At 41.9% G+C, this 12,774-nt stretch carries 8 protein-coding genes; all 8 read right to left on the bottom strand.

Going from position 1 to position 12,774, the window contains the following annotated elements:
- Positions 1-20: 20 nt before the first annotated feature.
- The 8 genes from GW828_RS00915 to GW828_RS00880 all read right to left on the bottom strand — a co-directional run bounded on the left by GW828_RS00915 (position 21) and on the right by GW828_RS00880 (position 12,703).
- Positions 21-416, bottom strand: a complete 396-nt coding sequence (locus GW828_RS00915; protein ID WP_273057190.1) for a DUF805 domain-containing protein — start codon at positions 414-416, stop codon at positions 21-23.
- Between the two features lie 149 nt (positions 417-565).
- Positions 566-3,037, bottom strand: a complete 2,472-nt coding sequence (locus tag GW828_RS00910; RefSeq protein WP_273057192.1) for a glucan 1,4-alpha-glucosidase — start codon at positions 3,035-3,037, stop codon at positions 566-568.
- A 77-nt stretch (positions 3,038-3,114) separates the two neighbouring features.
- A complete protein-coding gene (locus GW828_RS00905; RefSeq protein WP_124015937.1) occupies positions 3,115-4,665 on the bottom strand; it encodes an MFS transporter in 1,551 nt (516 codons plus the stop codon).
- A 457-nt stretch (positions 4,666-5,122) separates the two neighbouring features.
- A complete protein-coding gene (locus GW828_RS00900) occupies positions 5,123-7,123 on the bottom strand; it encodes a glycoside hydrolase family 97 protein (RefSeq protein WP_273057378.1) in 2,001 nt (666 codons plus the stop codon).
- A gap of 826 nt (positions 7,124-7,949) precedes the next feature.
- On the bottom strand, positions 7,950-8,147 hold the full coding sequence (locus tag GW828_RS00895) for a CPXCG motif-containing cysteine-rich protein (protein ID WP_124015939.1): 198 nt from the start codon (positions 8,145-8,147) through the stop codon (positions 7,950-7,952).
- A gap of 434 nt (positions 8,148-8,581) precedes the next feature.
- The gene (trmY, locus tag GW828_RS00890; protein ID WP_273057195.1) at positions 8,582-9,178 is read right to left on the bottom strand and encodes a tRNA (pseudouridine(54)-N(1))-methyltransferase TrmY; all 597 of its coding nucleotides are present in this window, start codon (positions 9,176-9,178) and stop codon (positions 8,582-8,584) included.
- 378 nt (positions 9,179-9,556) lie between these two features.
- Positions 9,557-10,420, bottom strand: coding sequence for a delta-class carbonic anhydrase (locus GW828_RS00885; protein WP_420542409.1), 864 nt, complete (start codon positions 10,418-10,420; stop codon positions 9,557-9,559).
- A gap of 294 nt (positions 10,421-10,714) precedes the next feature.
- Positions 10,715-12,703 (bottom strand): alpha-amylase family protein, encoded by a 1,989-nt coding sequence (locus GW828_RS00880; RefSeq protein ID WP_273057197.1) that lies wholly within the window; start codon positions 12,701-12,703, stop codon positions 10,715-10,717.
- Between the last annotated feature and the right edge of the window lie 71 nt (positions 12,704-12,774).

Raw genomic sequence — 12,774 nt, 5'->3', positions numbered from 1 at the left:
TGTTAGTGAATAACTTGAGATTAAACGGCTAAGTTGTCACTCTCACTAAGGTTTGGTTCCGCTTTTGGATTCGGGCCATATTCGTTGTCATCTTTACTGTTAAAGCACATCACGACGAGGAGAATTAATGCACCTAACAGCGGGATAAACATTAATAATAACCACCAACCAGAATGGTCAGTATCGTGAAGACGACGGACACTCACTGCGATGCTTGGAATGACGATGGCGAGTGAATAAATAGAACTCAATAATCCAGCACCATAAAGTTCACTGTATAAGCCTACACCCATATCCAATAAGGTCAGTACAATACTAATGATCATGCTGATCAGTGCAAACATCCAGTATTCTTTACGACGTGCTCGGCCGCTAAAATCGAAATACTGTTTTAAAACCTTTAAATACCAATCCATTCGTTATTCCTTAACGTTAATGTTTTTTAATCTAGTGCATTTGTAACAAGATAGCCTTGAATTAACAAGATTTTATTTCAAAATCTATACAAAAAATAAAGCCGTTGTAAACGACAACGGCTTTATTAATCATAAAATGGCGATGGTGTTTATCGAGCTAATTGCTGCTTAACTACTGGGTAAAAGTCCCATACTTGTTCGTCGGTCATTGAGCGAACCAGTTTAATGTACTCAGCATGAGTCCATGCCAGTGGTGTCGCAGAGTTAGTACCTTGACCCATTTTGTAGTCATAACGAGTAGCATTACCAACACCATCCCAAGCTTGTTCTGGCAACATAAGCCCTTGGTTGGCAAAAGTTTCCATGCCTTGAACATACGTATTAATTAGTGCTTGCTTGGTGTCAGCCGATAAAGTGCCATTTGCCTTGGCTAGCGCTAATTCATAATGGCCACGCTCGCCAGTAAAGAATGGCCAAACTCGGCCACGTTGATCTTCGGTATTGCCTTTTTCGGCATAGCTAAGGCCCGTGACAGTATCTTCACCATAACCATCGTTACCATAACGACGATAGCCAGGGATTGTGCTGCCATCTTTAGCACTAAATTCATACTTAACTCGCAGATTGTCTGCAAGACTTTGATCATCAATCAGCATCACGCTGTTTTTAATTACTGGATCTTGTGCATCGACTACGCCATAGCGAACTAATTCTAAAAAACCACCGTCTAAAATCATCCGCTGATCTAGCCCTGGTTTTCCATTGTTATCCAGTAGTTTATCTGTCGTGTTCGGATCACCATTTGGGCTAATACGCACATAGTAAGGGGCAGATGAAGTATCGTTTGTTTGTTTACCAAGCGAGCCTGTCGTCGTCACCATAGTGCTTTCGAGCTGATGTTGTAATTTACGTGCTAAATCGGTATACACAGATGCTTGTTCATCTTTTACCAGCATAGCGATGTCACTGGCGGCAACTAAACCGGCAATGATAGCTGCAGTTGTTGATGGTGAAAATCCTGCTTGTTCTTCCCAACGTTCTTGTTGAGTGCTTGGCGGATTGATTGCAGTGTCATTCCAGCCCAGTTTTACCTTGCCACCGTTTACTAAAAAATCCGCCGCAGGTTTAAGCATGTCTTGATACCACTGGCTGATCTCAGCATCGTTTAGTATGCCAGCTTGCCATAATTTCCAACCAAGCATGATAGGCATGGCGGTTTGATCTAGCTGCACGCCAACCCACTCAATTTCACCATCAACATGGGTTTTTTGTAAAAACCACCCTGGGGTACCAATAAAGCCAGGTGTTTGTTGCTGAACCTGTACCTGTTTTAAATATTCAAATGCCACTTTTGGGGTTTGGGTATCGCCCATGGCTAAAAACGCCATCGCACATTGGTAAAAATCACGTGGCCATACGGCTTTATAACCTGTACTGCCAACCGTTGCTGAAACCGTATCGCCCCAAGGGTTAGACAGCGAGGCAATCAGGGCACCCGCATGGGTTTTATCTTCTTGTGCTTTTAACACTAATGCACTGGCATAAAGAAGTTTGCCGTTATCTGTAGTGTTTGCGCTCATATTATTTAATGGCGCAAGTGACGCTAAATAGTCTTTCCAACCAAGATGGGTTTCGTCACCTAAATAAGCTTGTTTAACTGCATCGTAACCAGAATTTAATGTTGCTTGAGCGGTGGCTAAGCTGCTGGCTTTGTCTTGTCCAAAACCGATGACCAAATTAAAGCTTAGGCTGTCGTTTGCTTTCGTCAGGGTAGGGTATTGCGCAGTTAGTGCGACGTTACCGCCTTGATTAGTATCACTGGTTGTGCGGTAGTGCCAATCCAATGTTCCATTATCTTGTAAATCAACTAGGCCATCAGATGTGCCGACAAAGCCAGCACTGGCAGCAACAAAGTCAACATCGGTTTTAATTGTCATTACGGTTGAATTAGCATCGCTGGTGTGGGCAACGAGTGTTTGCCCTTCAACGCTGGCAATGTCATTCGCGCCGCTGTTATCGATATGTGGATTAACATAAAGATGTGGGGTTATGCCTGCTTCAAATGCGGTAAAAGTGACTTTCATCATTAAGCTATTTCTATCGGGGTCGGTAAAAATATGCTTTTCGATTTGGTATTTACCTTGAATATCTTTATTGATAATTTTATAAGCCAAAGATAAAGGGCGACCCGTTTCATCTGTGTCTAAATATTCAATAGTGCTAATGGTGTGGTCTTTTTCTGTATCAACAAAGCCATTACCGGTAATAATAAATTGCAGTTCTTTAAGCTGAGCGTTATGAATTAGGCCAAACATGGTTTCGGTTAACACACCTTGTGCAATCGAAAACCACACCTTACTGACAGGATTTGTCGCTTGGTCCTGGTATTGACCATTTACATAGGGCTCATAGGATGTACCTATACCGGTTTTACCTGAAAAAGCCCAAGTGGGTTCGACACCTGGTGCACCAGGAGCAAGCTTAACGACTTCAGTGGTTGTTTCGGTTGATGCATCACTTTGATCCTCAGCAGGAGAGCATGCGCTTAACGTTAAACCGAGAAAGCTAGCAGTTATCGCAGCTGCTATGGTGCTGCGATGGGTGAGAAAAGGCTTTATCATGGAATTCCCCAAAATAGTCTTAAGCAAAATTAAACGTGAGTCGCTACCTGTGACAAAGACAGATAATCGTAAAAGAGTTATTTTTCTTGTTTAACGAATAACACTGCAATACCCGAAATCATCATAGATACGCCGCCTAAAATCAGTGCATAAATTGGTTCGCCATCAAAAAACGTCTTGAGTAGTAAACCTAAAATACTGGCTGCAAGTAGCTGTGGGATAACAATGAAAAAGTTAAATATGCCTAAATACACTCCCATTTTTTGAGGAGGAAGTGCGGCTGATAACATGGCGTAAGGAACTGATAGGATAGATGCCCAGGCAAAGCCAACACCAATCATGGGTATCCACAATTGAGTGGGATCTTGAATAAACATAAAGCTAATTAGCCCAAGTCCACCTAAAAACATATTGATGGTATGGGTTAATCTAATGCCAACCGCTTTGGCTAAAAATGGAATAATAATCGCGGCAATGGCGGCAAATCCATTATAAGAAGCAAACAACATACCGACCCAATCCGCACCGTCGTTATAGGCTTGGCTTAGCACATCTGAGGTATGGTAATGATGTGACGTTACGGCAGCAGTGGTATAAATCCACATGGCAAATAAGGCGAACCAGGCGAAAAACTGCACCACAGCAAGCTGGCGCATGGCTTTGGGCATATGAAATAAGTCATCGACCACATTAAATAACATGCCAAAACTTTCACGTTGTTGGGTTGACACGGGAGCGTTTGTTGTCGTTTTCGCTAATTTACGCGCACAAAATAGTTGTAATGGGCCAAAGACAAATATACCTAAACTTAATATGTACAATTGTTTATCAAGGTCTTGGATCATAATGGCTGCAGTAAACAATGCGCCAATGACTATCCAAATAATCGCGCCAGTTTGATATTGACCGCTGGTGCGAGTATTCGCGCGGGTTGCCTCATTGTCTGTGGTGTCATGTTGGTGAAACGCTGCCAGTTGTTCCGGAGAATATTCCTTGGTCGAAATAATGGTCCAGCCAACCGCGATAAATAAAATGGCCCCACCAAAATAAAATGAATAACGCACCGAGTCGGCTATTTCACCAGCAGGGGCAGTATTAGCCACATCAAACACATTGGTTAACATGTATGGCATGGCTGAAGCGACCACTGCGCCAATGCCGATAAAGAAACTTTGCATGGCGTACCCTTGGGTACGTTGGCTTTTAGGCAAATTATCACCAACAAAAGCGCGAAAGGGCTCCATGGCGATATTGATTGAGGCGTCCATGATCCACAGCATGCCCGCAGCAATCCATAATGTCGGCGAGTGCGGCATTATAAACAGTGACAAGGTAGTAAGAACGGCACCAATTAAAAAATACGGGCGACGGCGACCAAGGCTATTCCAAGTGTTGTCGCTTAAGTAGCCAATGATGGGCTGGACAATTAGGCCTGTAAGTGGGGCGGCAATCCACAGAATGGGAATGTCGTCGATAGACGCGCCTAAGGTTTGAAAAATACGACTGACATTGGCATTTTGTAGGGCAAAACCAAATTGGATCCCCAAAAAGCCAAAACACATGTTGAAAATTTGCCAAAAATTTAGCTGCGGTTGTTGGGTGACGTTTTTATGATTATGGCCAGACATGTGACATCCTTTTTGGTAAGTCGTTGTGCTTACTTCTTTTAATTCTAATCTTAATCTTATTTGTTGTTAGTCTTACTGATTTTTGGCTACCTTTTTAGCCCAAGGGGGTTACCGCTAGTTTGTTGCTGAACGCGATGAAGATCCCGTTATTAATAGCTAAAAAAATAGCGAATACGCATCTCCCTAAGACGGGTATTCGCCAAGACCCACGCTTTATTCTTTGTCGACTTCTATTAAATCAGCAATTAATAAAGATAATGAAGGTACTTTAAAGCTGATGCTCTCTATGGACCAAGATACATCAGAAACGACCTAACCCATTTCATCCTGCAATCACAGACGAAATAGCTTGGTTTATAGTATCCCTGAGCGAGAGAATGGTACAACTGAATACATACGTATTCATGCCATTCAAGTAACCTGATACAAACACAGATGCAACATTCGTTTTAACACATCACAGTGCCTTAAAACGAATGGCAGTACCGCCGCTGGCTGCTAATGATAAATCGAGAGTATCTTTTGCAGTGACGGTTTTAGTTTCAATCACATAATCATAAGGGTTGGTTAACCAATCAGCTTTGCTACCGTCACGATATATTTGCGCTTCATAACGTTTACCTGTAGTTAAAAAGTCCAGCTTTAAGCTTAATTTACGGGGTTGTTCATCAGTTAACGCGCCTAAATACCAATCTTCAGCGCCGCGTTGTTTGCGTGCAAAAGCTACGTAATCGCCAACGTCTCCGGCAAGGGCGATACTGTTACTCCAGTCAGTCGGCACATCTTGAATAAATTGAAATGCATCTAAGCGTTGTACATAGTTACGGGGTAAATCTGCCGCCATTTGGATCGGGCTATACAACACAACGTACAAAGCCAATTGTTTTGTTAATGTGGTTTTAACTCGATTAACTGCATCTAAACCCTCAGGGGCTAAATTAAAAATCCCCGGGGTGAAGTCCATCGGACCGGCTAGCATACGAGTATAAGGTAATATTGCCGTATGCTCAGGCGTATTGGGTGGATTACCCCATGCATTAAATTCTTGCCCACGAGCACCTTCGCGGGCGATCCAGTTTGGATAAGTACGGCGCAGGCCAGTATCTTTAATGGGTTCATGGGTGTTGATGCTAATACCACGCTTAGCGGCTTCGGTCACACTGTGCAAATATTCATTAACCATAAATTGGCCGTCGTGCCATTCATGTCGCACAATGCCATTTTCGTCAACCCGCTTAATATCGCCACCATCGGCCACATAACCAGTTTTTACTTGTGTCACGCCATGCTTTTGATACAAATCATAAGCATCACTCATTTGCTTACGGTAATTGGTTACCGAGCCAGAGGTTTCATGATGTCCAATTAAGCGAACATGTTTACTTTGACCGTATTCAGTAATCGCATCCATATCAAAATCTGGGTACGCTTTAGTAAAGCTAAACACGTCGCCATTATCGAACCAACTGCCATCCCAGCCTTCATTCCAACCTTCAACCAATACCCCATCAAAACCATATTGGGCGGCAAAGTCCATATAACGCTTGGTTTCGCTGGTGGTGGCGCCATGCTTAGGGCCGCTTCCCCAAGTGTTTTCATTTAAATGCATTCCCCACCAAATTCCGACGTATTTACCCGGTTGCACCCAAGACACATCGCCGAGCTTGTTAGGCTCGTTAAGGTTTAGAATTAAATCAGAATTTAATAAACCAGGGGCATCTTTAGCAATTTGAATGGTTCGCCAAGGTGTAGAAAATCCCGGTTGGGTTTTAACTCGTATTCCGTCTGACCATGGGGTTAAATCGGCACGTAAAATACCATCTCTACCTTGGTTTAACACCATGGCAGCATAGTCGGTTAGGGCCGCTTCATGAATACTTAAATGCACGCCATCTGCCGTTCGAAACGTCATGGGCGTATGAGCTCTATCGATTTTATCAAGCGAGGTAGTACGGTATAAATATTCGTATCGGTTCCAACCACGTCCAGGGATCCACCAGGCGGTCGTGTGATGCGGGTCAGGTATCGCAAACTCGGTTAATTCATCAGTAATATCCAGCTTTGGCGTGTTAGCAAGCCCTGCTTGTTTTGGTACTAAGTAGCGAAAACCAATCCCGTCATTAAAGGCTTTAAATTCAATATCGAAATCTACCTGGCCATTACTGAGGGTCGCTACGATGCGATTGTAATGATCACGCACGTTTTCACGTTCACCCCAAGGTTGCTGCCAAGTTTGGTCAACGCTGTTGTTGGTTACATTTTTTATGTTGAAATCCAGCCCTAATTCACCTAATTGCTGGAATACCAGACCTAGTTTGCTCGGGTTAACTACGGTTTTACCGTTAAATTGAACTTGGTATTCAGGACGGCCATTGTCATCAGTCAAACTGATGGCAATGTGTTTATCTGGAGAGGTCACATTAACCGTTTTAGCTTGCACCATGCTAGGCATTGCCATTGCTGCCAGTGCCAGAGCACATGAAAAACTAATTATGTTGGGAGTAAAGCTTATATGAGTTGTTGAGGCAGTTGAGTCTGATGAGTTAGCGTACGTCATACGAAGTCCTTGTTTATTATTTTATTTATTCAGCAATCAATATATGACGTTTTTAGATTTTGCAGCAAAGATCTGCATACGTATTCACGATGTCAGCTCGCAAAAGATAACCGTTTATTAGCTAACTCATTTTCGGATAAAAAGCGTTAATGCACTACCACTTGGTCGATGGTGCTGATAACTCAAAGTGATAAAGCCGCGTATGGAATCCTCAAATGATTGCTCTGTTTCAGCTTTGGGCTAGTATTTTAATACAAGGTTAAAGGTTGAGCGGTAATGATCAATACGCTCGGCATTAAATTAAAATAGTGCGCAATAAAGCTGATTTAAAGCAGGAACCGTGGCTTGATATCATGCCAGTAGGGATGTAGTGCTAATTTGATAACTCTTACTAGAGTAACTATAGCGCCAGATAAACTTTAGCCGATACGGGCCTGTATTGAATACAGGCTTACATTGCTGAAAAACGCCTAAAATATGATGTTTAATAACCCTAGATTGACTCCTCGGTTCAATTGAGACTACATCGAAGAAAATACTATTTGGTACGCATGTATTTAAAAGGAGCTAAACCTGTACTTTCACCGACCCCCAATGGATGGGGGCACTGTGTGTTTTAGCTACATATTTTCTACAGTCTGGGCCAGGCAATTGATAACACAAATTTTTAGCGAACTTTTTAAATATAAGAATCTATACAGTAAAAGCTCAAGTGATTTAATATTGATTAAAATGCTTCATCTTCACTATAAACATTCACCGTAATCTCACCATTAACACTTTCAGTAACCAAGAAATTTATCGGTTTACAACATACTTGGCAATCTTCAATATACTGTTGTCCTGCATCTGATGAATCAATAAGGACTTCAATTGTTTCACCACAATAGGGGCAATCTATAAGCTGCTCTGTTAATTGGTTCAAATTTGTAACCTCCTAAATTATATTAATTTATATCGGCTTATAAATGACTGATATTATAAAATCAGCCGCTTAAGTTATTCGCCAAACTGTTTAACCCCCTCTATATCGACGGTTTATAGAGCATCGTTATCAAGCTTGCTGCTATGATTGTAGCAGGAACGCGTCCATCGATTGTCGCAGCTAAGTGAGTTGAGACCACTAAACATTGAACAGTTTAGGGCGCTTTGTCTGTTCAGTTTAGCGAGAAATACAATATTGGTTAAGGTGTTAGAGAATTTTTTAGCTCTGTAGAGTGGTGGTGGCTATTTTTGTGATGATTTGCAAGAAGCGATGAGACGACAAAGATAAAATGAAACTCCATTCTACAAGCATTAGCAGAATGATGGCAAAATTGACTGACCCACAATTCAATTAATCACTGCAGGCCATATCGATTACAATCTCATATCTAATTCATTGTGGATTAACACCACACACTGAGATGCGAACAACATTTTTGGCCCTAAATTGATATGTTGGGTACCAAGACGCTTCAAGCTGTTAAAGCTTTTTTTAGGCATAGGAATATGGTCTGTTAGTAAAAAGCATGGATTAGCAGCAAACTCTACATCACGAACTGGGATGCCTTTTTTCTCCAACATATACAGCTGATAATCTTCAGCTAATTCTTGTATTAACTTTTCAAAACTCACTGTGCGCACCGTAATTCCAGGCTCTACTTCACGTAACTGTTCTTTGGTCATCCCTTTTGATGCGCTTAAGGCTTTAGCAATTTTATTGGTTAGGTTTTGCTCATGAAACCCACCGATATGGCCTAATTCGCTTGAACGAAAACAGATGGTACGTGAAAAATCAAGGGTGCTCTCTAACACCAAATATACAACGACATCGTCGCGATGGGATTGAGCGACAAAAATGGTGTTCATTAAGGTGTGGGCTAAAATTTCAGTATGAGCCGATTCGCCAATACCCGCTAAAAACTGCTGACTATCAACTGGAGCAGCTCTGGCTCTAACTACAAAAGCGCGCATCGGTATATCCTATTTGAAAGTAAATTAAGCATAAAGCGGATAACGTAGTCGAATAATCAATCAGTTACAGCTTTTACTGTCGCTATTATCCCAGTTTTAAGCTTGACTGTAACCTGATTAATCTAATGGTTGAGTTTTAGCTGGCATAGACAAGTACAATTGAGCAATACGTTTGTTAAAACAAGCGCTAAGCGTGATGTGATTGAGCATGCTGAAGTGAGATTTATTCAACTATTGATGCCGCTCATCAGGCCAATAAAAGGCTGTTTAGTCCTAATATTATTGATAGGTAAAAATAATAAGGCCAAAAATAAAAAGTCACAGAGGTGTTAGCTGAGACTTTTTGATTTGACCAATTAAGGTTATTGATAATATAGCTTATTTCATCGGTGACAGTAGTGCAGGATTTGTGACTAAGTTTCTCACACCATGAGCATGATCTTCTTTGAACACGTTACCCTCACACCATTTACCGACAGTGTCAATATTCACTTTCGCGACTTTAGGATGAACACTCCAAGACACTTGAAATGGCGAGCCGACTTGATTGTAGCTTGGGCCTGTTGTTGAGCCGAGATATTGAATCGCTTCGCCAGTATTACTAAGCATATTCAGTGCTTGGTGAAGTCCATTTTTGATATCTAATGCCGTTAATGTTGAAAAATCCAGCGCTTTAGCGTCATTGACTAAGACAAAGACTTGCGTTTCAACTCGTAGCTGTGGATTATTGATTGCCTCGTTTAAGCAAGCGCCTAATGTTGGGCCAGGGCTAACCTGTGCACTTGAATATACATAATGGACTTCTATGGTATCACCAGAGATTAAAGCGCCGTGTTCACTAGAGCAAACAGCATGGTCCACTGGCATCAATTCGGCTTTAGTTAATTTGCCTGAATATTGATAGCCAGATGTCACGCCTTGGCCATTGCCGTTACCGGCATAGGTAGTAAATTCACCTCCTGAATGTTCAGCATTTTTATGGAAATGGATGTTACATAAATTCATTTCTGTATAAGCTGGCGCAGGTGAAAAATTGATTGGATTGGTTCCTACCAGTGAGTTTAAATCTCGGGGTGATTGAGGCCCAAAACCTCTACCTTTAGTACTATTTGCAAGGTTTTCCCTTTGTGTAGCAATAACATTATCAGCTATCGAGATCTGATGTTCGCTGTGGTTTTCCTTCGCAATTGCACTCATAGAAAGCGATAGTGTTGTTATTGTTACGATAAGTGGTTTGATCATTGTTATGTCCTATAACACGATGATGTTCATGTATCGAAGATAACATTAGTTGGCTAATCATTAATACGCCAGTACAGGTCTATGATCAGTACTGTTATGTGTCGCTATTAGCGAATTGATTTAACGCGTATTAGAGAATAATTGTTGTTTGAAACGGATGAGGAATATCTGCGTACAGAGAGGGATGGGTAAATTGCAGGGCCGATAGCTTGAGTACAATCATTATCCTCCCTAAATTGTCAGAGGATAATGATTGTTATGTGTCTGGGCAGCCTAGGAGCGCTGCGCCCGATGTTAGTTTTTTAGTTCAAGGATCACTGATTGCAGTGGTTGCAGGTTAATATCAACACTGGCACCACCTTGGTTATTTAAAATAAGTTGCTGACTTATTGTGTTATTTGTTAATAAGTTCGTCAGCGTTTTATTACCTGTAATATGCCAGTTTTGTATTAACGTCTTTGGTAACACAAGGGTAAATTGTTTGCTTTGTTTTTGGCTGAAATTACTGACAATGATCAATTGCTGGTTGTGGTTAAAACGGCTAAAAGCAAATACTTGGTTATCGTAACCTTGAGTATTCAGCTGGCGCTGTAGGGTGTCTAATTCCATGTAATCACCGCTTAATGCCGATGCTGTATGGCTTAGGTTTAATAGCGTTTGATAATAGGTGCGCAGGGCTTTTTCATCGGCTGTGGATTGGCCGCCATCAAACTTGCCGTTATTCATCCAACGTTGATGGGCTGGCACGCCCACATAGTCAAAAATACTAGTGCGAGTCGGTTGGCCAAAGCCTGCTATTTCAGCGCCTTGTTCGCCCACATCTTGGCCAAAATACAATAAGGTAGGTGAGCGACTTAACGTGGTCGATACCACCATAGCAGGTAAGGCGTTAAATGGATTGCCGGCAAAATCGCTGGTATTAATGCGTTGCTCATCATGGTTTTCTAAAAAGTGCAGCATATGCTGGTCAATGTCACTGACTTTTGCTTGAACTGTCGCAATGGCTGCTGTACTGGCCTTACTTTGAATGATGGCTTTTAAGGTGTCGTATAAATCGACTTTATCGTAAAGATAATCCATCTTGCCTAAATGAATATAATCACGGTACAAGTCGGGGTTATACACTTCTGCAAGGATAAATGCGTTTGGATTAGTGTGCTTGATGTGACTATTGAGATAGCTCCAAAATTCCACAGGCACCATTTCGGCCATGTCATAACGAAAACCATCTACGCCTTTGGCTAACCAATATTGGGCGATATGTTCAAATTTACGCCATGAATCGGGAATATTGTTTGCATCTTGAGCTTGCCAAAAGGCTAAATGCTCTGCAGCAGATTTAGTCGCATAGTCACACGGTAGCGTTGGAAAGTCATGGCGGCCATCGGGTTTAACGCCATAGTTAATTTTAACGGTTTCATACCAATCATTGGCGTCGGGTTTGGCTAAACGCGAACCATTTCCGGTCCATTTAGCGGGCGATTCTTGAAACTTACCATCACTGAGTGGCTGAGCTTCACCGCCTAATGCTTGATAGCCATTTGACGCATCAGGGACTTGAAAATCTTTACCGACCACATAGTAAAAATTGTTGTGCCTGCTGTATACCTGGGTTTTATCGTCATTAGCACCAAAGTCTAGTTCACCTTTGGGCGCTGAAATAGAGTGATAATTTCGTGCAACATGGTTTGGCACTATATCGATGATAACTTGCATGTCATTGGCGTGAGTTCTGGCGATCAGTGCTTCAAACTCTGCCAAGCGGCTAGCCGGATTATTAGCTAAATCCGGATTGACGTTGTAATAATCTTTTACGGCATAAGGTGAGCCCGCACGGCCTTTGACAACATCAGGATCATCATTACTAATGCCATAGGCAGTATAATCATTGATCAGCGCATGATGTGGTACCCCAGTATACCAAACGTGAGTGGTACCTAAGGATTTGATATCTTGTAATGCCACATCCGTGAAGTCGCTAAATTTACCTACACCATTAGCTGCAATTGTGCCCCAAGGTTTATTTGTGGTGTTAGTGTTGCCATACAGACGTGTGAATACTTGATATACCACAGGTTTGCCCGTTGCAGGTATTTGGGTGGTTGGAGTAACTGATAGTTTATCGTTATCGATTTTTATCGATGTATTGGTTTGTTCAACTTTACTAGGTTGGCAAGCACTTAATCCTAAACCCAGCATACAGGCGATAACCAACACTTTTACGCTTGGTGACGGTAGGTGATTGTGAAGTTGGCTTACTAACGGTTTGGTGATGGGGCCCATGAGTCTCTCTTTTATTGTTTTTATTGGCGTGTTTGTATTGAAGACAATAGAAACACGCCATAATTTGCAGT

Source organism: Shewanella vesiculosa, from assembly GCF_009994065.1.
Taxonomy (GTDB): Bacteria; Pseudomonadota; Gammaproteobacteria; order Enterobacterales; family Shewanellaceae; genus Shewanella; species Shewanella vesiculosa.
The sequence above is the reverse complement of the archived record's forward strand: the minus strand, read 5'-3'. Positions and strand labels throughout refer to the sequence as shown.